Raw genomic sequence first — 20,820 nt, 5'->3', positions numbered from 1 at the left:
CTCCCGACCGGATCTGGGACACTCCGGGCGCGCCGTGCGGCGCGCCCGGTTTTCCGTGTGCGCCGTTACCGAGGAGTCACCTCCACGAAGTACGACAATAAGGACTAAAGGCGCCTATGCGGCGACGGAGCCGCACCGGCGATCCGCGAGAGGACAACCGCGATGAGCACCAACCTGGACTTCGAGATCACGCTCACCGACCGGCCCGCGTCGGCCGCCGAGCGCGAGCGCGTCCTGGCCGACCCGGGCTTCGGCCGGCACTTCACCGACCACATGGTCACGATCCGCTACTCGGCGGACCGCGGCTGGTACGACGCGAAGCTCGAACCGTACGGGCCGATCCCGATGGACCCGGCGAGCCAGGTGTTCCACTACGCGCAGGAACTCTTCGAGGGCCTCAAGGCGTACAAGCAGCCCGACGGCTCGATCGTCACGTTCCGTCCGTACATGAACGCCGCGCGGATGAACCGCTCCGCGAAGCGGATGGCCATGCCGCAGATCCCCGACGAACTGTTCGTGCGGGCCTGCGAGCTGCTCGTCGGCACCGACCGCGCGTGGGTCCCCGACACCGAGGGGCACAGCCTCTACCTGCGTCCGTTCATGTTCGCGACGACCCGCGCGCTCGGCGTCAACAACCCGGCGAACGAGTTCCTGTTCATGGTCATCGCGTCCCCGTCGGGGCTGTACTACCCGCGCGGCATCAAGCCGGTCTCGGTGTGGCTGTCGCAGGACTACACGCGCGCGGCGCCCGGCGGCACCGGCGAGGCCAAGTTCGGCGGCAACTACGCGGCGTCCTTCGCCGGCCAGGCCGAGGCCGTCGAGCAGGGCTGCGACCAGGTCGTCTGGCTCGACGCGGTGGAGCACCGCTGGGTCGAGGAGGTCGGCTCGATGAACCTCATGTTCGTCTACGGCTCCGGCTCGGACGCGCGCATCCTCACCCCCGCGCTCACCGGCACCCTCCTCGCCGGCATCACCCGCGACTCGATGCTCAAGCTCGCGCCCGACCTCGGCATCCAGGCCGAAGAGGGCAAGATCAGCATCGACGAGTGGCAGGCGGGCTGCGAGTCGGGCGCGATCACCGAGGTGTTCGGCTGCGGCACCGCCGCGATCATCAGCCCCGTCGGTCACGTCAAGGGCCGCGACCGCGAGTGGACGATCGGCGACGAGCCCGGCGAGATCTCGATGCGCCTCCGCGAAGAACTCATCGGCATCCAGTACGGCACCAAGCCCGACCCCTACGGCTGGGTTCATAAGATCGCCTAAGGGCAGCCCCGGCTTGGGCGGCCCCGACCGCCCAAGCCGAACCGTCCCGAAGACCACGCGCGCTGAGGCCGGGCGGCCTCCGTGGTCAATCGTTCTTCGTCACGCCTACGCCGCGCAGGTCCAGTTTGCCGATGTCCTGCACGACCAGGTCGGCGCTGCCGACGACGTCCGGGCGGGCAAGGACGACGCTGGAGAACTGCACGATCGGCACGTGGACGGGGTTCTCGACCAGGTAGGCGGAGATCTTCCGGTACGCCTGTTCCCGTTCGGTGCTGCCCGCGGGGAGCCGCTGGGCCTCCTCGGCCATCTTCTTGAGCGCGGGGTCCGCGGGGCCTGGATCGTCGACTCCGAGGTAGGTGCCGTTGAGCGTCTGCGAGGGGTCGGCGAAGGCGAGCAGGCTGCCGACCTGGGCCTGGGTGTCGCCCTTGCGCCAGTTCGGCAGTCCCTCGGTCGGGCTCAGGGGAGACAGTTCGACCTTGAGACCGATGTCGGTGAGCGACTGCTGGACGATCTCGGCGATGAGGTCGAACGGGGGAGTGGTGTACTGGACGAGCGTCACGCTCGCCCCCTCGGCGTCGGCCCGGCGCAGGAGCGCGCGGGCTGCGTCGGGGTCGTAGGGGTTCTTGTCGAGGGCCGGGTCGAAGCCGAGGTAGCCCTTGTTGAACGGCTGGTAGGCGGGCGGGTTGATGTCGCGGAGGGCGTGCGCGACCTTGGGACGGTCGATGGCGAGGTGCACGGCGCGGCGGACGCGGACGTCGTCTAAGGGCGCGAGTCCGGTGTTGAGGAACACGCCGTAGGAGATGGGCGACAGCGCTTGTTCCCAGTGGAAACCCTGCGATTCGAGGGATTTCGACATCGAGTCGTGGGGCGGGCCCTGGAAGAAGGCGGCGTCCAGCCGGCCCGACCGGACGGCGTTGTAGCGGGCGTTCGCGTCCAGCATCGTGGTGATCGTCTGTTTCTCGGCGAGCGCGGCGTCGGGGTCCCAGTGCCCGTCCCAGCGTTCGTAGACGACGTCGCCGTCCTTGGCCGCGGAGACGAGCTCGTACGGACCGGATCCGGCGGGGCGGGTCCGCAGGTCGGTGTCGAACGCGGCGGGGCTGATCATCATCCCGGCGCTGCTGTCGGCGAGGCTCCACAGGAGGCCGGGGTCGGGGTGGCTCAGGTGGAACACGACGTGGGCCGGGTCGGCGACCTCAACCCGCTCCAGGCTTTCGAGGAGGCTCGACACCGTCGAGTCCGGGCCCCGGGCGCGTTCCATGTTGGCGGCGACGGCTTCGGCGTCGAAGCGGGTGCCGTCCTGGAAGGCGACGTCGCCGCGCAGCTCGAACGTGACGCTCAGGCCGTCCTCGGAGATCTTGTGGGACGTGGCGAGCTGCGGGGCGAGTTCGACGCCGTCCGGGCCGTCGGCCAGGGTGAGGAGGCTGTCGTAGAGGGGCCGCATCCAGATCGAGTCGGCGGTGCTGATCGGCCGGTGCGGGTCGAGGGAGTTCATCCCGAACGGCAGCCCGATGCCGAACTCGGCGCCGCGGTCCGCCGCGGCGACGGCGTCGGCCGGTGCACGGCCGCCGGGCCCGGCGGGGGTGCCCGCGCACGCCGCGGCCAGCAGGACGGCCGCGAGGCACGCGATCACGCGAGTGGCGGGGATCTTCACGGGCCCTCCGTTCGCGGGGGACGGCGGCGCGGGTCGGCCACCGGGACGGCGTCGAGCAGGGTGCGGGTGTACGGGTGCCGGGGGTCGGCGAAGAGCGTCGCGGTGTCGGCCTCCTCGACGATCTCGCCCCGGTACATCACCGCGATGCGGTCGGCGATCATCCGGACCAGCGACAGGTCGTGGGACACGAAGACGTACGCGACGCCGCGCTCGCGCTGCAGCTCGCGCAGCAGGTTGATGACCTGGGCGCGGATCGAGACGTCGAGCGCCGCGACGGGCTCGTCGCAGACGACGAGGTCCGGTTCGACGGCGAGCGCGCGGGCGATCGCGATGCGTTGCAGCTGCCCGCCGGAGAATTCGTGGGGGTAGCGTTCCGTCTGGTGTTCGGCGATGCCGACGCGGTCGAGGAGTTCGAGCACCCGCTGCCGCAGCTCCGTTCCGCCGAGCCCGAAATGGACGGTCAGCGGTTCGCCGACCGCCTGCGCGACGACCATGCGCGGGTCGAGCGACGAGTAGGGGTCCTGGAAGATCATCTGCATGCGTTTGCGCAGCGCGCGCATCCGTTTCGCGGGCTGGGCGAGCACGTCGGTGCCGTCGAGCGTGACCGTGCCCGCGTCGGGGCGGATCAGCCGCAGGACGAGCCGGCCGACGGTCGACTTGCCCGCCCCGGACTCGCCGACGACGGCGAGCGTCTGCCCGCGCGCGACCCGCAGGTCGACGCCCCGCACCGCGTGCGTCCAGCCCGTCGGCCTGCCGATGAGGGAGTGTCCGGTGGGGAACGACTTCGTCAGGCCGGTGGCCTCCAGCAGGGTCTCGCTCATCGGACGCCCTCCAGTGCGAGCGTGTCCGCCAGCAGGCAGCGGACGAGCGCGCCGTCGCCCGCCGGGACGAGGCCGGGCGCCTCGCTCGCGCAGCGGTCCGCGGCGTGCGCGCAGCGGGGATGGAACCGGCAGCCCGCGGGCCAGGCGTGCGCCGGGGGGACGACGCCGGGGATGGCGACGAGGTCGGCGCCGTCGCGCGCGTTCGGGACGGACCGCAGCAGCGCGGCCGTGTAGGGGTGCCGGGGGCGCAGGAACAGGTCCTCGACGGGGGCCTGCTCGACGATCTGCCCGGCGTACATCACCGCGACCCGGTCGCACATCTGGGCGATCACGCCGAGGTCGTGGGAGATGAACAGGACGGCGAGCCCCAGTTCGTCCTGCAGGTCGCGGATGAGCCGCAGGACCTGGGCCTGGGCGGTGACGTCGAGGGCCGTCGTGGGCTCGTCGGCGATCAGCAGCTTCGGCGAGCAGCAGAGCGCGATCGCCAGCATGACGCGCTGCGCCATGCCGCCGCTGAACTGGTGCGGGTACTCGTGCACGCGCCGGGCGGCGGCGGGGATCCCGACCAGCTCCAGCATCTCGACGGCGCGCCTGCGCGCGTCGCGGCGCGAGATCCCCAGGTGGGCGCGCATGGTCTCGGCGATCTGGTCGCCGACGGTGAACGCCGGGTCGAGGCTGCGCCGGGACTCCTGGAAGATCATCCCGATCTCGTTGCCGCGAACCCTGCGCAGTTCCCGCCGGGGCAGCCCGCGCAGTTCGCGGCCGTCCAGCCGCACCGAGCCCGCGGGCGTCCGGCCGCCGGACGGGCCGACCATCCCGAGCACCGCCAGCGACGTGACGGTCTTGCCCGAGCCGGACTCGCCCACGAGCCCGAACGTCTCGCCGGAGCGGACGGTGAAGCACACCTCGCGGGCCACCTGGACGGGGCCGTGCTCGGTGCGGAACTCGACCGTGAGGCCCTTGACTTCGAGCAGCGGCGCGGACGGGGCGGGCTCGTTCGGGTCCGTCATGTCACGCCCCCACCCGGTTCTGCCGTCCGACCGCGTCCCGCAGCGCGTCGCCCAGCACCGAGAACGCCATGATGGTCAGGACGATCATCAGCGACGGCGCGAACAGCGGGAACGCCGAGCCGTAGATGTTGTCGAAGGCGTCGCGGAGCATGCTGCCCCAGGACGCCGTGGGCGGCCGCGCGCCCAGTCCGAGGAAGCTGAGGCTGGCCTCGGCGGTCACGACCAGCCCGAGCGCGAACGTCGTCTGCACCAGCAGCGGCCCGGCGGCGTTCGGCAGGACGTGCCGGAAGAGGATCCGCGGCGTCGAGAAGCCCAGCGCGACGCAGGCTTCCACGTAGGTCTCGTTCCGCACCGAGTAGGCGGCGCCCCGCGCCACCCGGAAGAAGCGCGGGGCGAGCGTGATGCCGACCGCGATCATCGCGTTCGTCAGGCCCGGCCCGAGGATGCCCACGATCGCGAGGGCGAGGATCAGCGACGGCAGCGACAGCAGCACGTCCGAGAGCCAGTTCAGGACGGTGTCGAGCCGCCGTCCGACGAACCCGGCGAGCAGCCCCGCCGGGAAGCCGAGCACGACGGCCAGCGCGATCGCCTGCACGGCGGCCAGCAGCGTCACCCGCGAGCCCTCGATGAGGCGGCTGAGATTGTCCCGGCCCAGGCTGTCGGTGCCCAGCCAGTGCTCCCCGCTCGGCGGTTGCAGCAGGAGCATGAGGTCCTGGCGGGCGGGGTCGTGCGGGGTGATGATCGGCGACAGCAGCGCGACGCCTGCGAGCAGCGCGGCGAAGGCGGCCGCCGCGACGGCGGCGGGGTTGCGCAGCAGCCGCCGCAGCGTCCGCCCGCTCCCGCGGCCCCGGGCGGGGGCTTTGCGCGCGGACGGCCCGTCCTTGGCGACCGGTGTCTTGTCCGAGGCGGCGTGGACGGTCATCGGGTGGTCCTCCCGGTCATGTCCGTACCTTGGGGTTGAAGTAGCCGTACGCGATGTCGACGACCACGTTCGCGAGCAGCACGCCGATCCCGCTGATCAGGACGACGCCCTGGATGAGCACGACGTCGCGGGTGAGGACGGCGTTCATGGCCAGCGACCCGAAGCCGTTCATCCCGAAGATCAGCTCGACGACGACGGCGCTGCCGAGGATGTGCCCGACCTGCAGCCCGAGCACGGTCACGACCGGCGTGGCCGCGTTCTTCGCCGCGTGCTTGCCGATCACCCACCGCTCCCGCAGCCCCTTCGCGCGGATCGCCCGGATGTAGTCCTGCTCGAACGTGTCGACCATCGAGCCGCGGGTCTGCCGCGCGAGTTCGGCGGCGGCCAGCAGCGCCAGCGCGAGGCCCGGCAGCAGCAGGTGCCGCAGCCACGTGCCGACGCCCTCGCCGAGGGGCGCGTAGCCGCCGGTGGGCAGCCAGGCGCGCTGCAGCGCGAAGAAGATGATGAGCGCGAGCCCGACGACGAACGGCGGGACCGCCTGGATCACCGCGGCCACGGCGGTGACGGCCCGGTCGGCGAGGCCGCCGCGCCGCAGCGCCGCCAGCGTCCCCGCCGGGATCGCGATGAGCACCGCGAACACCATGGCGACGAGCCCGATCGACAGCGTGATCGGCAGCGCCTCGCAGATCCGGTCCCAGACCGGCGTGCCGCTGCCCGGCGAGCGGCCGAGGTCGCCGTGGAGCACGCCCCACACGTACGAGCCGAACCGCTCGAAGAGCGAGTCGTCCAGGTTCAGGTCGGCGCGGACGGCGGCGATCGCCTCCGGCGTGGCGTCCTCCCCGGCCATGATCGCCGCCGGATCGCCCGGCATGAGCTCGACCAGCAGCAGCGCGACCAGCATGACGCCCAGCAGGGCGGGGACCGTCGTGATCAGGCGGCGGGCGAGAAGCTTCAGCACGCGATCACCGCTTCGTGACGCCGACGCGGCGGAAGTCGAGCTTGCCGACGTCCTGCACGACGAGGTTCTCGCTGCCCACGGCCTCGGGACGGGCCAGCACGACGGTGGAGTACTGGACGACCGGCACGTGCACCGGGTTCTCGACCAGGTAGGCGCCGATCGCCTGGTACGCCTTCTCCCGTTCCGTGCTCCCCACCGGCAGCGCCCGCGCGTCCTTCGCCATCCGCTCCAGCTTCGGGTCGGCCGGGCCGGGGTTCTCCTTGCTGAGGTAGGTGCGGGTCAGCGTCTGCGCGGGTTCGGCATAGTGCAGCATCGTGCCGACGTACGCCTGGGACCGGCCCTCGCGCCAGATCGCGTGGCTCTCGGTGGCGCTCTTGGGCGACAGCCGCACCTTCAGGCCGATGTCGGTGAGCGCCTGCTGGACGACCTCGGCGAGCGTGTCGTGCGGCGACGTCGTGACCTGCAGGATCGTCACGGTCGCGCCCTCCGCGCCGGCCTCGCGGATCAGCGCCCGGGCGCGTTCCGGGTCGTAAGGGTTCTTGTGCAGCTTCGGGTCGAAGCCGAGATAGCCCTTGTTGAAGGTCTGGTAGGAGGGCGGGTTGAGGCCCCGGAGGACCTGCTCGGAGATCTTGGGACGGTCGACGGCCAGGGACACCGCGCGCCGGACGCGGACGTCGTCGAACGGCGCCGTCCCGGTGTTCAGCAGGACGCCGTACGAGATCGGCGACAGCGACAGCTCCCAGTGGTAGCCCTGCTCGCCGAGCGGCTTCGACACCGAGTCGATGGGCGGCGACATGTTGGCGGCGTCGTACTGCCCGGAGCGCACCCCGTTGAAGCGGGCGTTGGCGTCGGGGATGGTGCTGATGGTCAGCTTCTTCGCGAGGGCGGCGTCGCGGTCCCAGTGCCCGTCCCGGCGCCGGTAGACGACGTCGGCGTCCTTGGTCGCGGACACGAGCTCGTACGGCCCGGAACCGGCGGGTTCGGCCTTCAGGTCGGTGCCGAACGCGGCCGGGTCGATCATCATCCCGGCGGAACTGTCGGCGAGGGTCCAGGGCAGGCCCGGGTCCGGATGGGACAGGTGGAACACGACGTGCGTCGGGTCGACGACCTCGACGCGGTCGAGCGCGTCGATCCGTCCGGAGATCGTCGAGTCCGGGCCCTTGGCGCGCTCCATGTTCGCGGCGACGGCCTCGGCGTCGAACCGGGCGCCGCTCTGGAAGGTCACGTCGTCGCGCAGGACGAAGTCGATGCTGCGCCCGTCCGGCGCGACCTCGTACGAGGTCGCCAGCTGCGGGGCGATCTTCACCCCGTCGGGGCCCTTGGCGAGTGTGAGGAGGCTGTCGTAGACGGGCCGCATCCAGATGGAGTCGGAGGGGTTGACCGGCCGGTGCGGATCGAGGGAGTTCATTCCGATGCTGATCGCGAACCGGAAGGCGGCGTCGCGGTCGGCCGCCGCGACGGCGTCGACCTGGGTGGCGCCCGTTCCGCCCGTGCCCGTCGAGCCGCTGCACGCGGCGGTGACGAGCACGAGCGCCGCCACGAGGCAGGAGACGAACCGGGCGGGGAGGGACCTGGAGGGAGGCTTCATCGACTGTCCCTTCGCTGGTCATGGCGGGAGGGCCGCGTTTCCGCATTGAAGCATGTGAGCGTTCACTTATCAATGCTTCATGTCAATGCTTCACATGATGAGCGGGGCACGGACGGGCGCGGACGCGCGGCGCGGCGGGCCGCGCGGCCGTCCGGGGGCGCGCGGCCGGTCTCGGATCATGAGACGGCGTTCCGAGCATCGAGCGGCCTGTGGCACACTGGGTCGCATCATGCGCCACAGCCTCGTGATTATCGGCTGGCGCGCCGGCATCTGACGGGACATCGCCGGCGCGCAGACCTCTCACGTCCGTGAGGGGTCTTTTTTGTGTCCTGGCGCCGATCCGCCCATATCTGGGGGTTTCCGAAACCATGCAAGGTGACGCTTTCCACGTCTACGACACCACCCTGCGCGACGGCTCGCAGCAGGAGGGCCTCAACCTCTCCGTGGCCGACAAGCTCGCCATCGCGCGGCACCTCGACGACCTGGGCATCGGCTTCATCGAGGGCGGCTGGCCGGGCGCCAACCCCAAGGACACCGAATTCTTCAGGCTCGCTCGGACCGAGCTGAACCTGAAGCACGCGCGGCTCACCGCGTTCGGCGCGACCCGCCGAGCCGGGGTGAAGGCGGCCGACGACCCGCAGGTCGCCGCGCTGCGCGACTCCGGCGCGTCCGTCGTGACCCTGGTCGCCAAGAGTCACGACAGGCACGTCGAACTGGCCCTCCGCACCAGCCTGGAGGAGAACCTCGCGATGATCCGCGACACGGTCTCCCACCTGCGTGCGGAGGGCCAACGCGTCTTCCTGGACGCCGAGCACTTCTTCGACGGCTACAAGGCGAACCGCGCGTACGCGCTGGAGGCCGTCCGCACCGCCGCCGAGGCGGGCGCCGACGTCGTCGCGCTGTGCGACACCAACGGCGGCATGCTGCCGGACGAGCTCGCCGACGTCGTCCACGACGTGGTCTCGCTCGGCGTACGGGTCGGCATCCACTGCCACGACGACTCGGGCTGCGCGGTCGCGAACTCGCTCGCCGCCGTGAAGGCCGGCGCGACGCACGTCCAGGGGTGCGCCAACGGGTACGGCGAGCGCAGCGGCAACGCGAACCTGTTCACGCTCGTCGGGAACCTGCAGCTCAAGCGGGGAATGAACCTCGTGCGCGACGAGCAGCTCGCCGAGATGACCCGGATCGCGCACGCCGTCTCCGAGGCCACCAACGTCACGCCGAGCTCGCAGCAGCCGTACGTGGGCGTGTCGGCGTTCGCGCACAAGGCGGGGCTGCACGCGTCCGCCGTCAAGATCGACCCGGACCTGTACCAGCACATCGACCCGGCGGCCGTCGGCAACGACATGCGGATGCTCGTCTCCAGCATGGCCGGGCGCGCCTCGGTCGAGCTGAAGGGCCGCGAGCTCGGCTACGACCTGTCCGGCGACAAGGCGAAGGCCGTCGTCGACCGGGTCAAGGAGCTGGAGTCGACCGGCTACACCTTCGAGGCCGCCGACGCGTCGTTCGAGCTGCTGCTGCGCGAGGAGCTGACGGGCGTCCGGCAGCGGCACTTCGAGGTCGAGTCGTGGCGGTCGATCGTGGAGCGCCGTCCGGACGGCTCCATGGTCAGCGAGGCGACCGTGAAGCTGCACGCCAAGGGCGAGCGGATCATCGCGACCGGCGAGGGCAACGGCCCCGTCAACGCCCTCGACAACGCGCTCCGCCTCGCGCTCGAACGGCTGTACCCGGAGCTGGCGCGGCTCGAACTCGTCGACTACAAGGTCCGCATCCTGGAGGGCGCGCACGGCACCGACGCCCGCACCCGGGTCCTGATCGAGTCGGGCGACGGCACCCGCGAGTGGGGCACGGTCGGCGTCGAGGACAACGTCATCGCCGCGTCCTGGCAGGCGCTGGAGGAAGCCGTCACCTACTGCCTGCTCCACGCGGGGCACGAAGCCGGCTGACGCATCCATCCGCCGCCGCGGGGCATGATCGGTGCATGAGCACCGATGTGACCGACAATCCCTCCGAGCAGCGCTACGACGTCACCGTGGACGGCGCCCCCGCCGGGTTCGCCGAATACGAACCCGGCGAGGGCGTCGTCATGTTCACGCACACCGAGGTCGACCCGGCCTTCAAGGGGCAGGGCGTCGGCGGCGCGCTGGCCCGCGGAGCGCTCGACGACGTGCGCGCCAAGGGGCTGCGCGTCGTCCCGCTGTGCCCGTTCATCAAGGGGTGGATCGAGAAGCACCCCGACTACCACGACCTCGTGGCCCGCTGACGGACACGGCCCGCTGACGGACACGGCGGCGTCCGGCCCGTCCGACGGGACGGACGGACGCCGCGCCCGCGTCCGGCGCTACGACTTCGGCTCGGCGCTCTGGACGACCTCGAAGCTCCACAGCTCCGCGCCGGCCGCCGCCGGGCCGCCGTGCCCGTGGCCGTGCCCGTGCCCCTCCCCGGCGGGGCGGTCCTTGGCGGCTCGGCGTGCCCTGCTGGAACTGCCGGCTCTCGGTCCAGCGCTTGAAGTCCTCCTCGGAACGCCACTTCGTGTACACCAGGTACCGGTCCTGGCCCTCGACCGGGCGGAGCAGCTCGAAGCCCTCGAACCCCTCGGCCGACTCCACCAGTCCGGCCCGGCCGGCGAACCGGCGCTCGATCTCCTCGCGCATCTCCGGCTGCACGGTCAGGACGTTGATCTTCACGACGGACAACGCGGGTCTCCTTCGCTTCGGGTGCGTGCTCTCCCTGCATCGTCCTACACGCCCCCGCGACGACGACCCCCCGCCCCGTTCGTCGGACCGGGAGCACGGGCGGCCGGATCACGGCGGCACGCGGCAGGTCAGCGGGTCCGGCGGACCGCGGTGTCCTCGTGGATGCGGGGGACGGCGGGCTCCGGGGCGATCGGTTTCTCGAACACCGCGCCGGACGGCGAACGGTCGCTCGTCGTCCGGGTGGCGATGTGCTGGAAGCCGCGCTCCTTGTAGTAGCCGTGCAGTTCGGCGTTGTCCGACCAGACGTCGATCCTGATCAGGTTCGCCGACGGCAGCGCCGACCGTCCCTTGCGGCCCGCCCAGTCGATCAGCTCGGCGCCCAGCCCGAGGCCCGCGTGTCCCCGTTCGATGACGAGCCGGTGCAGGTAGACGGCGTCGACCCGGCGCTCCCGGGCCGTCCACAGCTCCTCGTGGCCGGTCAGCCGGAACGTCACCGTGCCGATCGGGTTCGAGTCCGGCCGGTTCGAGTCGAGCGGGGCGGCGTCGTCGAAGAGCAGCCACGTCTCCGCGTTCAGCAGCCCGTCGTACACCCGCTTGCTCCGGCCGTCCGGATGCGGCCACGGCCGGTTCCACTGGCGCGTCGCGGGCTTCTCCGCCCGGAGCCACTCGGCGGCCCCGTCGATCAGCCCGAGGACGACGCCGAGCTCGTCCGTCCGGGCGAGGCGGATGCGGTAGCCGGAAGGTGGGACCCGGCGGCGCTGCCGGATCCCGGTGTCTGTGTCCACGTGTTCCTGCGTTTCGGAAGTGGTCGCGGATGCCGGAGTCCCGGCGCCGCCGTCGTCGGTCGCCGTCAGGCGTCGTCGTCGCCGGGCGGCGAGATGTCGCGTGCGCCGCCCTGTCCGGGGCGGGTGAGGACGTCGTCCGGTACGTCCCCGGCGTTGTAGTGCAGGCGCGTCCGGTCGGCGGGCCAGATCGTCATGGTGAGACGGAAGGCCCGGCCGCTCTCGGAGTACGCCGTCCGGGCGGTCTCGAAGACGACGTCGGCGGCGGAGTCGCCGAGGCTGAAGAACTGCTTCTCGTGCTCGTTCGGGATGCGCGCCCGGATCTCGTCGTGGAAACCGACCTCGGTGTAGCCGAGGGTCTCCTTCAGGTACGCGACCGCGCCCTCGGGGATGTTGCGCGGCTTGAGGAGCCGGGACGCCCCCGCGGTCGCGAAGTCCAGCGGATAGTACGACGTCTGCATCGCCCAGGCGCGTCCGTCCAGGTAGAGGAGTTGGTGCCGGGAGATGAACTCGGTCTCCTCCTCCGTCTGCAGGTACCAGGAGATCAGCTGCGACCCTTCCTGGACCTCCACCTTGACCGGTGAGACGGTCACCGTGCGGCCCGCCGGGATGAACGCGTCCCGGTTGTACCACTCGCCGTCGCCGCCGCCGGGCGAGAGGCCGAGCGCGGCGGCGGACAGGGTGACGTGGTCGGCCTGCGGGCGGTGGACGACGAACGTGCCCTTGCCCTGCTCGGACGTGACGGCGCCCTGCTTCTGCAGCCACGACAGCGCCTCGCGGACGGTGTTGCGCGAGACGCCGTAGTGCAGTTCGAGGTCCTTCTCCGGCGGCAGCCGCCGCCGGGTGGCGGCCCCGTCGCCCGGCGCGAGATCACCGCGCTCGATACGCCGGAGCAGGTCTTCGGCGACATCGCGCCAGCGCGGAGGCGTCGTGCGGGCCATGGCGGTTCCGCTCCCTTCCGACCTGTCCACCTGTGACGTCCGGCCGTGGTCGGCCCGGAAACCGGACATCAGGGACCAAACAAGCTCTTCCCGTCCAACATGTTTGCAACCTCTAAAAAGGGTAACACTGTGAATGAGAGGCTTGTTGGTACAAGTCAATGAACTGAAGACCGAGACAAGCCTAGCAGGCGGAAGTGTTCGAGACAGGGCACATCCCGGATGCGTGGAGGAGGAGGACAGCATGAACGTCGTCTACTTGTGGGTGCTCGGGCCGACGCTGCTGTTCGCGGTCCTGTCGCTCTACGTCGTGTTCGCGGGCCGGTCCACGAAGAACGTGGTGTTCCGGACCCGCTCCCGGGTGGGCGCCCCGGCCGCCGGCCGGGAGGCGCTGCTGGTGAACGTGGTGGTCCGGGACCTGCCCGGGCCCGACCGCGGCGCGGTGCGGCCGCCCGTCGGCGCGTCCGGCGCACCCGGTGTGACGACGCCGCTTTGACGGGGACCGAGTGACGGGGACCGAGTGACGAGGGCTGAGTGACGGGGGACTGAATGACGACGTCCCGCCGGGCGTCCCGACAGGGACGGGCGGGCGGGACGCGGCCCGGTTGGGGAGGGGGCGGGCGCCCTGGGTCGAGGCGCCCGCCGCCGGGTCGCGGACGGGAAGCGGGTCGGAAGCGGGCCGGAGGGCGCAGGGGCGGAGGGCGGAGACGGCAGGGGCGGCGGACCGGGCGGCGATGGCTTCCGGAACTGCGCGGAAGGGAGGTTTGGGGGCAAAGGGGTTGTTTTGTGCTGCCCATTCATGGATATTTAGGTAGCGAAACAGGACATATCGGGTTCTCGCCCCCCATACTTCGATTGAAGTCACGTAGAGAGGGAGCCCCAGTGACCGGCGACATTCGACCCCTGCCGCACCCGGACCCCTTCGTCGACGTCACCCGCGGCTATATCACCGCCGTCGCCGACGAGTTCACGGACCGCGGAGTGCGGTTCGCCGACGTCTGGCTCGACCCGTCCGATCCCCGGGACGCGACGTTCGTCCTCGGGCTGAAAGCCCTTGTATGGAATGAATCCGACGGTTTCGTCCTCGGCGACTTCGTCTCCGGCGAACCGGGTGTACGGACGGTTCTGCGCGACCCCGTCCGGCTCGGCGGGGGAGTGCTGGCGCACCCGGGCGAGGTCGCCGGGCGCCTGGCGGAACCCGAGGGCGGCGCGCCCGTCCGGCTGCGCTCGTTCACCGACGGGCACGACGGTTTCGAGGACGCGCTCACCCGCTACGACCGCCGCTGACTTCGGCCCCCGCGCCGCTTTTCCGCTGGTATCGGCGCGGGGGAGGAGGAGTTCCGTCGAAATCGTCGAAATCGGTGGCGGATTTCGGACGCTGCGGCCACCATGGGACGAGCGCGGCACGCGCGGCGTATCCGCATGCCGTCCCCAAGTCCCCGAACACCGGAGTGATCGTATGCCTGTCCGACCCTGGAGACCCGAGGATCTCGGGCGTCCCACGGACGGAGACCGGGTCGACGTGGCCTTCGGGCTGGGCCGGGTGTGCGAGCACGAGGGCGACCTGGAGCGGGCCGCCCACTGGTACCGGCGCGCGGCGGAGTCCGGGCACGCCGGTGCGGCGCTGCGGCTCGGCGCCGTGCTGGGCCGGCTGGCCGACGCCCGCTCCGCCGACGAGTCCGCCGAGGACCTGCTCGCCGAGGCCACGCGCTGGCTGAGCGGCGTGCAGGCCGCCACCACGCCGGACGCCATCGAGTTGATCACCGACATGCTGAACCGGCACCAGCGGCTGGCCGCGCGCCGGGGCCTGGAGCCCACCGCGACGGGCTGAACCGCCCGACGGGGATGAACCTCGCGGCCGTCCCCGCCGTCGGACTCCATGAGACCGACGACACGGGAGAGTGGCCGATGAGCGGCGACGAGCGCCGGTACGTGCCCCCGGACCCCACGACCACCACCGACTCCGCCGCCCCAGCCGCCCCCGCCGCCGATCCGGGCGCCACGAACCCCGACGACCCGAACGCCACCGACCCCGACCCGCCCGGCGCCGCCCCGGACGCCCCCGGGGACGCGCCGAACGAGACCGTCCCGGACGTCCCGGAACCGGCCGACCGCACTCCGGACGAGGCCGTCCCGCGGGAGGCGTCCGGGCCGCAGGACGTGCGGGTCGCGCCGCTGAACGTTCCGGCCCCCGGGCCCGGACGGTCCGGCGGGACCGTCGAGTTCCCCGACCCCGACGTCCCCGCGACGCCCCCTCCCTCGACGCCGCCTCCCGTCCGACGGAAGCGCGGCGAGAACGTCCGGGGTCCCCTGGTCGCGCTCGGGATCGGCGTGCTGGTGGTGGCGGTGGCCCTCGCCGCGATGTTCGCCCTCGGCGGCGGTGTCGAGGACGACGGGGCGAGCCCCGAACCGCGGTGCGGCCGAGCGAGGCGGCGCCGTCCGGGGCCGCGGCGGCGCCGCCCCCGTGCCCACGGACGCACCGCCCACCGCGAGCCCACCGCGACGCCGTCCGGCCCGCCCCCCACCGCGACCGGGACGCCACCGGACGGGACGGGCGGCCTGCAGGGCGACGGAGTGACCTACGCGATCGTCCAGCGGGACTCGGGCTACTACGAGGGGGCGTTCACCCTGACCAACCGCACCGGGGCGCCGCTGCCGACGTGGCGGCTGTCGTTCCGGATCCCCGGCGCGGACGTCCGCAGCGCATGGGGCGGACGGCTCGTGCAGGGCGGCGAGCGCGTCGTGATCGAGAACACGCCGGGTGCGGCGGCCGTCCCGCCGGGCGGCACGGCGACGATCACGTTCGGGGCCGCGGGGACCCCGGCGGCGCCCGCCGAGTGCGTCCTCAACGGCGCAGCGTGCGGCCTGTAAGCGAAGCACTAGGCTCTCGAACATGCGTATCGCCAGGTTCTCCACCGACGAGGGCATGTCCTTCGGGGTGGTGGAGGAGAACACCGTCGCCGCCGTCGCGGCGCATCCGTTCGGGGAACTGACCTTCACCGGGCAGCGGTTCCCGCTCGCCGACGTCCGGCTGCTGGCCCCGATCCTGCCCAGCAAGGTCATCGCGATCGGCAAGAACTACGCCGACCACGCCGCGGAGATGGGCGGGGAGGCCCCGGCCGAACCGCTGATCTTCGCGAAGCCGTCGACCAGCGTCATCGGCCCGGGGGAGGCGATCGCCTACCCGCAGAAGCTGTCGGAACGCGTCGACTACGAGGGCGAGCTGGCGCTGGTCATCGGGCGGATGTGCCGCGAGGTGCCCGCGTCCCGGGCCGCCGAGGTGATCCTCGGCTACACCTGCGCGAACGACGTCACCGCCCGCGACCTGCAGGCCAAGGACGGGCAGTGGACGCGCGCGAAGGGGTTCGACACGTTCTGCCCGCTCGGGCCGTGGATCGAGACCGAGGCCGATCCCGCCGATCTGGCGATCAGCACGTCCGTCAACGGGAAGGTGCGGCAGAGCGCCCGCACGTCGCAGCTCATGCACGACATCCCGAAGCTGGTGGAGTACGTCAGCCAGGTGATGACGCTGCTGCCCGGGGACGTCATCCTCACCGGCACCCCGGCCGGCGTGGGCCCGCTGGAGGTCGGCGACGAGGTGACGGTCACGGTCGAGAATGTCGGGACGCTCACCAACCGGGTCATCGCCCGGGAGTGACCGGGGCCGGGGACGCGGCGGCCCGCCGCAATTCGTTTTGGTCCAAGTCCCCGGGTCCTGTAGTCTCTTCGAGGCGCGAGCAACCAGGCCCGAAAGGGCCGGAAGCCCGCGTACCTCTCTGGGGTATGGTGTAATCGGCAGCACGACTGATTCTGGTTCAGTTAGTCTAGGTTCGAGTCCTGGTACCCCAGCTGCGTCCGCGACAGCGGACAGGCCCCCGTCGTCTAGTGGCCTAGGACGCGCCCTCTCAAGGCGGTAACGGCGGTTCGAATCCGCTCGGGGGTACACGTTCGCTCCTCCCCGGCAACCCGTGGAAGCGGACGGCACGTCCTGCCCCCGTCGTCTAGTGGCCTAGGACCCGCCCTCTCAAGGCGGTAACGGCGGTTCGAATCCGCTCGGGGGTACTGTCCACGAAACCGCAGACCATACGGTCTGCGGTTTTTTCGCGTTCACGGCCCCGATTCTTGCGGTGCGAGAAGAAGACACCCGGGTTCGGGCAATCAGCGCTGATCCCTTCCCGAGAAAGGCGCCGGATGCATGACCGTGGCCCACACACCCCCCGGACAGGTCCCAGCGGGGACGACCGACGCGTCGATCATCGCGAGATCGCGCGCCGAGCCGGAGCAGTTCGGGCAGATCTTTGACCGCTACTACGCCGCGATCCACCGGTACGCGGCCGCCAGGCTCGGGCCGTCCGTCGCCGACGACGTGGCGGCCGAGACGTTCCTCGCCGCGTTCGATCGGCGCGACCGCTACGACACGGACCGGCCCGAGGCCCGCCCGTGGCTGTACGGCATCGCGACCAACCTGATCTCGCGGCACCGCCGCGGCGAGCTGCGCCACTACCGGGCGCTGGCCCGCACCGCCGCGCCCGACGTCCGCGGCGACCACGCCGACCGGGTCGCCGAGCGGGTGACCGCGCAGACGCTCGGCCCCGACCTCGCGCGCGGGCTCGCCGCCCTGTCCAAGGGCGACCGGGACGCGCTGCTGCTCGTCGTCTGCGCCCAGCTCAGCTACGCGCAGGCCGCGAGCGCGCTGGGCGTGAAGGTCGGCACCGTCGGCTCCCGCGTCAACCGCGCCCGCCGCAAGCTCCGCAAAGTACTGGCCCCCACGAGCGAGGAGGCAGCGAACCATGGATGAGACCCAGCGACTGCAGGACCGTTACGACGCCATCCCCGATCCGGAGCCGCGGAGCGTCGCCGCGGCGCGGGCCCGGCTGGACGCCCGCATACACGGCACGGTGCCGGCCGCCCGCACGTTGGCGCGTCCGTCCGGCGTGGGGGCTGAGCCTCGCCGCCGCCGGTGCCGCCGCCGTGCTCGCCGTCGCGACCGTGGGCGGCTCCGGCGACGACCCGGCCGCGCGTCCCCCGACGGCGCTGTCGGTGCTGCTCGCCGCCGGACAGCCGCCGAGGCCCCCGCGAGCGGGAAGTACTGGCACGTCGAGGTCGTGTCCGGCGGCAGCGTCCGCGCGAGCTGGACGACCCGCGACGGGCGCCGCTGGGTCGGCCACCGGACGGCGGACCCCGAGCCGGGCACGCCCGCGGCGGAGCTCCACGAGGTGAAGGGACCGGCGCCGATGGGCCCGACCGTCCTCGGCGACGATCCGTCCATGGCCGAACTGCAGGACCTGCCGACCGACCCGAAGGCGCTGCGGGCCCTGGCGTTGAGCAACGTTCCGCAGCGCGCCCCGGACGCCGAGACGGGCGCCGTGCCCATCACCCGCGACGGGTACGTCGTGGAAGCGCTCGTCGGACTGATCACCGACCAGCCCGTCGCGCCGAAGGTCCGCGCCGCGGCGTTCCGCGCCCTCGCCGCGACGCCCGGCGTGAAGACCGGGGGCAAGGCGACCGACGGGATCGGCCGCGAGGGCGTCGTGCTGACGTACGCGCAGCGCACGCCGCAGTCCGGCACCACCGGCGTCCGGCTGATCATCGACCCGCACACGGCGCGGGTGCTGGCCGAGCGGATCACCGCCGACGCGAAGAAGAAGGGCGGAGGGCAGGGGGAGATCTTCTACCTTGAGGCGTCCTGGACGGACGAGGCCCCGGCCGTTCCGAAGACGCCGCGCCCCGAGACGCGGAGGCCGCAGCCCGGCGTCTACTGAGCGGGAACGCGGCGGCGGCCGGTGCGGCGGAGGCCGTATAGGAGAGGCATGACCTCAACCACGAGCGACCGCGACCAGATCATCGAGCGGCTCGCCGAACTGGCCGCCGCCCTCGACCGCCGCGACTGGGACGCCGTCGGCGCGATGTTCGTCCCGTCCGCCACCGGCTACCGCCGGACCGGACGGGACGAGATCGTCGCCACCGTCCGCGGGCACCTCGGCGGCTGCGGACCGTCCCAGCACCTCCTCGGCAACCACCGCGTCGAGGTCCGGGGCGACGAGGCGCGGTCGCTGACGTACGCGCGCGTCTACCACCGGGGCAAGGGGACGGCCGAGGGGCTCGCCTACGAGTGCTTCGGCGAGTACGAGGACCGCTGGACCCGCACCCCGGACGGCTGGCGCATCACCTCCCGCGTGTTCACGATCTCGTTCGACCTGGGCGACTTCGCCGTCCTGCAGCCGGGCTGATCGCCACCGGAACGTCACCGGCTGTTCGCCGGGCATGTGGCGAAATGCGCGGACCGGCGGCGGACGCCCGGTCATGCTTCGGGCATGAAGCGAAATGATCGGACGACGCGGCCCCGGCCGTCCCGGTTGCGCCTCGCCGGGATCGCGGCCGGGGCCCTCGGCACCGTCCTGCTGGCCGCCACCGGATGCGGCGAGACCGCCCGCGAGCACTCCTTCACCGACGAGAACGGCCGCGCCTGCGCCTACGTGCTGATCGAGGAGGCCGACGGCGGCAAGGAGGCCGAGGACCTCGACTGCGACTTCCCGCCGACCGCCGTCCCGTCGCCGTCCGCGTCCCCGACGGGATAACGCACCAACGTTTTACCTGGTCGGCATGGTTTGTGTCGTTTGTCCGTCGGCGGGTGCGGTGAAGGGTGGAGTGGAACCGCGCGCCGCCGTACGGACGGCGGGACGGGAGAAGGTGACCATGCCTGAGACCAAGACCAAGGACGCGCCGGGTCTGACCGACGACCTCCCCCTCGACCAGTTCAAGGAGGCGGGCCAGGACCTCGCGCGCGCGGTCATGACGCGGGCGCTGTCGACCGCGAACAGCAGGATCCGTGACCTGACCGAACGGCTGAGCGAGAACGCCGGGGACGGCGGCGGCACCGGCGCGAAGATGTTCGCCGCCGGGGCCGGCGAGATCGCCAAGGGCAAGTCGCCGCTGCGGGCGGGCCTCAGCGCCGGGATGACCGGCGCGAAGGAGAAGGCCAAGGACATCGCGGGCTCGGTCGGCGACGGCGACGGCGGAGGCGGCGAGAAAGAGGCCAAGGTCGTCAACATCATGGAGGAGTTCGACGTCGGGCTGCCGCTGCGCACCACCTACGACCAGTGGACGCGGTTCGGCGACTACCCCTCGTTCACCAGCAAGGTCGAGAGCGTCGAGCAGGAGTCCGACGAGAAGATCAACTGGCGTGCGCAGATCTTCCTCTCGCACCGCAGCTGGGAGTCGACGATCGTCGAGCAGATCCCCGACACGCGGATCGTGTGGAAGTCCGAAGGCGAGAAGGGACACGTCGACGGCGCCGTGACCTTCGCGGAACTGACCCCCAACCTGACGCGCGTCCTGCTCGTCGCCGAATACCACCCGGACGGCTTCTTCGAGAAGACCGCGAACCTGTGGCGCGCGCAGGGACGCCGGCTGCGCCTCGAGTTCAAGCACATCAAGCGCCACATGATGACCCACGCCGTCCTCGAACAGGGCGAGATCGAGGGTTGGCGCGGCGAGATCCGCGACGGCGAGGTCGTCAAGACCCACGAGGACGCCGTCAAGGAGGAGCAGGACGACGCCCGCGAGCGCGACGCCGACTGATCGACATCGGCCGAAGGGGACCAGATGGCAGACACCACGCCCGACGACCAGGAGCGCGGACGCGACGAGCTCGAACCGCAGCCGGACCGTCCGATCGACCGGCGTCCGTCCAAGGGCGGGCCGGACGTCTACCTCAACGTCCCGGAGCTCAAGGTCGAGGAGATCTCCCTGGAGGTCGAGAACCTCGAAGCGCACGTGGCCCTCTCCGCACAGGTCCTCGACATGCTGAGGCTCAACGTCGGCGCGGACGTCGGCCTCGGCGCGGTCAAGCTCGACATCAAGGGCGTGGAGGCGCAGGCGCTCCTGGAGGTCCGGCTCGACGAGGTCGCCGCCATCGTCGACCGCGTCCTCACCACCCTCGACCGCAACCCGCAGCTGCTGGAGCACATCGGCCGGGGCGTGGAGTCCATCGGCACCGGCGCCGGACGAGCGGTCGGCGAACTCGGCTCGGGAGCCCGCAGCGCGGTCGAAGACGTCGGCGAGGCGCGGGCGGCGCCGTCCAGGAGGTCGGCCGGGGCGCCGGTGGCGCGGTGCAGGACGTCGGCCGGGGCGCGGGCAACGTCCGTCGTGGACGTCGGCGAGGGCGCGGGCGGCGGCGTACAGGACGTGG

General features: G+C 71.9%; 22 protein-coding genes, 3 tRNA genes and 1 pseudogene. 17 read left to right on the top strand and 9 right to left on the bottom strand.

Annotated elements, in window-relative coordinates; all coding sequences use genetic code 11:
• Positions 1 to 162: 162 nt before the first annotated feature.
• On the top strand, positions 163 to 1,263 hold the full coding sequence (locus tag BJF79_RS49680) for a branched-chain amino acid aminotransferase (RefSeq protein WP_075907516.1): 1,101 nt from the start codon (positions 163 to 165) through the stop codon (positions 1,261 to 1,263).
• A gap of 85 nt (positions 1,264 to 1,348) precedes the next feature.
• Here BJF79_RS49680 and BJF79_RS49675 read toward each other — a convergent pair whose 3' ends face one another.
• Genes BJF79_RS49675 through BJF79_RS49650 form a run of 6 tightly spaced genes read right to left on the bottom strand, consistent with a single transcriptional unit; the run spans position 1,349 to position 8,213 of the window.
• Entirely contained in the window at positions 1,349 to 2,914 is a 1,566-nt protein-coding gene (locus BJF79_RS49675) for an ABC transporter substrate-binding protein (protein ID WP_075907515.1), read from the bottom strand.
• Positions 2,911 to 3,735, bottom strand: coding sequence for an ABC transporter ATP-binding protein (locus BJF79_RS49670; RefSeq protein ID WP_075907514.1), 825 nt, complete (start codon positions 3,733 to 3,735; stop codon positions 2,911 to 2,913). Before BJF79_RS49670 ends, BJF79_RS49675 begins: the two co-directional genes overlap by 4 nt.
• Positions 3,732 to 4,745 carry an ABC transporter ATP-binding protein gene (locus BJF79_RS49665; protein WP_075907513.1) on the bottom strand — a complete coding sequence of 338 codons (1,014 nt, stop codon included), beginning with the start codon at positions 4,743 to 4,745 and terminating at the stop codon, positions 3,732 to 3,734. Before BJF79_RS49665 ends, BJF79_RS49670 begins: the two co-directional genes overlap by 4 nt.
• Position 4,746: 1 nt before the next feature.
• Positions 4,747 to 5,667, bottom strand: coding sequence for an ABC transporter permease (locus tag BJF79_RS49660; RefSeq protein ID WP_075907512.1), 921 nt, complete (start codon positions 5,665 to 5,667; stop codon positions 4,747 to 4,749).
• A gap of 16 nt (positions 5,668 to 5,683) precedes the next feature.
• The gene (locus BJF79_RS49655; protein WP_075907511.1) at positions 5,684 to 6,625 is read right to left on the bottom strand and encodes an ABC transporter permease; all 942 of its coding nucleotides are present in this window, start codon (positions 6,623 to 6,625) and stop codon (positions 5,684 to 5,686) included.
• A 4-nt stretch (positions 6,626 to 6,629) separates the two neighbouring features.
• The gene (locus BJF79_RS49650) at positions 6,630 to 8,213 is read right to left on the bottom strand and encodes an ABC transporter substrate-binding protein (protein WP_075907510.1); all 1,584 of its coding nucleotides are present in this window, start codon (positions 8,211 to 8,213) and stop codon (positions 6,630 to 6,632) included.
• A gap of 368 nt (positions 8,214 to 8,581) precedes the next feature.
• Between BJF79_RS49650 and cimA the strand changes: the two genes are divergently transcribed.
• Together cimA and BJF79_RS49640 are read left to right on the top strand one after the other, a co-directional pair.
• Complete coding sequence (gene cimA / locus BJF79_RS49645) at positions 8,582 to 10,159, top strand: citramalate synthase (RefSeq protein ID WP_075907509.1); 1,578 nt, start codon at positions 8,582 to 8,584, stop codon at positions 10,157 to 10,159.
• Positions 10,156 to 10,476 carry a GNAT family N-acetyltransferase gene (locus BJF79_RS49640; protein ID WP_410050244.1) on the top strand — a complete coding sequence of 107 codons (321 nt, stop codon included), beginning with the start codon at positions 10,156 to 10,158 and terminating at the stop codon, positions 10,474 to 10,476. Before cimA ends, BJF79_RS49640 begins: the two co-directional genes overlap by 4 nt.
• A 78-nt stretch (positions 10,477 to 10,554) precedes the next feature.
• Here BJF79_RS49640 and BJF79_RS49635 read toward each other — a convergent pair.
• From BJF79_RS49635 to BJF79_RS49625, 3 genes and pseudogenes are all read right to left on the bottom strand, one after another.
• A pseudogene (locus tag BJF79_RS49635) lies at positions 10,555 to 10,909 on the bottom strand (antibiotic biosynthesis monooxygenase family protein).
• 128 nt (positions 10,910 to 11,037) lie between these two features.
• Entirely contained in the window at positions 11,038 to 11,694 is a 657-nt protein-coding gene (locus BJF79_RS56900; protein ID WP_075907507.1) for a GNAT family N-acetyltransferase, read from the bottom strand.
• Between the two features lie 65 nt (positions 11,695 to 11,759).
• Complete coding sequence (locus tag BJF79_RS49625) at positions 11,760 to 12,632, bottom strand: GntR family transcriptional regulator (protein WP_075907506.1); 873 nt, start codon at positions 12,630 to 12,632, stop codon at positions 11,760 to 11,762.
• 241 nt (positions 12,633 to 12,873) lie between these two features.
• Here BJF79_RS49625 and BJF79_RS49620 point away from each other — a divergent pair, with 241 nt between their 5' ends.
• The 14 genes from BJF79_RS49620 to BJF79_RS49555 all read left to right on the top strand — a co-directional run.
• Complete coding sequence (locus tag BJF79_RS49620; protein ID WP_083734858.1) at positions 12,874 to 13,125, top strand: hypothetical protein; 252 nt, start codon at positions 12,874 to 12,876, stop codon at positions 13,123 to 13,125.
• 386 nt (positions 13,126 to 13,511) lie between these two features.
• Complete coding sequence (locus BJF79_RS49615; protein WP_075907504.1) at positions 13,512 to 13,916, top strand: DUF6292 family protein; 405 nt, start codon at positions 13,512 to 13,514, stop codon at positions 13,914 to 13,916.
• A gap of 235 nt (positions 13,917 to 14,151) precedes the next feature.
• Positions 14,152 to 14,460: a hypothetical protein gene (locus BJF79_RS49610; RefSeq protein WP_262403722.1), complete on the top strand. Its 309-nt coding sequence runs from the start codon at positions 14,152 to 14,154 to the stop codon at positions 14,458 to 14,460.
• A 77-nt stretch (positions 14,461 to 14,537) separates the two neighbouring features.
• Complete coding sequence (locus tag BJF79_RS49605; protein ID WP_143221033.1) at positions 14,538 to 15,500, top strand: cellulose binding domain-containing protein; 963 nt, start codon at positions 14,538 to 14,540, stop codon at positions 15,498 to 15,500.
• A 22-nt stretch (positions 15,501 to 15,522) separates the two neighbouring features.
• The gene (locus tag BJF79_RS49600; RefSeq protein ID WP_075907501.1) at positions 15,523 to 16,287 is read left to right on the top strand and encodes a fumarylacetoacetate hydrolase family protein; all 765 of its coding nucleotides are present in this window, start codon (positions 15,523 to 15,525) and stop codon (positions 16,285 to 16,287) included.
• Between the two features lie 119 nt (positions 16,288 to 16,406).
• A tRNA-Gln gene (locus BJF79_RS49595) sits at positions 16,407 to 16,478 on the top strand.
• Between the two features lie 22 nt (positions 16,479 to 16,500).
• Positions 16,501 to 16,572: transfer RNA gene (locus tag BJF79_RS49590), tRNA-Glu, on the top strand.
• Positions 16,573 to 16,619: 47 nt separating this feature from the next.
• Positions 16,620 to 16,691 (top strand) — tRNA-Glu (locus tag BJF79_RS49585).
• Between the two features lie 133 nt (positions 16,692 to 16,824).
• Positions 16,825 to 17,427: an RNA polymerase sigma factor gene (locus tag BJF79_RS49580; RefSeq protein WP_075907500.1), complete on the top strand. Its 603-nt coding sequence runs from the start codon at positions 16,825 to 16,827 to the stop codon at positions 17,425 to 17,427.
• A complete protein-coding gene (locus BJF79_RS49575; RefSeq protein ID WP_143221032.1) occupies positions 17,420 to 18,391 on the top strand; it encodes a CU044_5270 family protein in 972 nt (323 codons plus the stop codon). Before BJF79_RS49580 ends, BJF79_RS49575 begins: the two co-directional genes overlap by 8 nt.
• Positions 18,392 to 18,439: 48 nt before the next feature.
• Positions 18,440 to 18,859, top strand: coding sequence for a nuclear transport factor 2 family protein (locus BJF79_RS49570; protein WP_075907498.1), 420 nt, complete (start codon positions 18,440 to 18,442; stop codon positions 18,857 to 18,859).
• A gap of 84 nt (positions 18,860 to 18,943) precedes the next feature.
• Complete coding sequence (locus tag BJF79_RS49565) at positions 18,944 to 19,207, top strand: hypothetical protein (RefSeq protein WP_143221031.1); 264 nt, start codon at positions 18,944 to 18,946, stop codon at positions 19,205 to 19,207.
• Positions 19,208 to 19,325: 118 nt separating this feature from the next.
• Complete coding sequence (locus tag BJF79_RS49560; protein WP_083734862.1) at positions 19,326 to 20,210, top strand: SRPBCC family protein; 885 nt, start codon at positions 19,326 to 19,328, stop codon at positions 20,208 to 20,210.
• 24 nt (positions 20,211 to 20,234) lie between these two features.
• A partial coding sequence (locus BJF79_RS49555) for a hypothetical protein (protein ID WP_262403721.1) occupies positions 20,235 to 20,820 on the top strand: 586 nt, incomplete at its 3' end.

Origin of the sequence: Actinomadura sp. CNU-125, from assembly GCF_001942465.1 — a bacterium.
Classification (GTDB): domain Bacteria; phylum Actinomycetota; class Actinomycetes; order Streptosporangiales; family Streptosporangiaceae; genus Spirillospora.
This window is presented reverse-complemented; position numbering and strand designations above follow the sequence as displayed.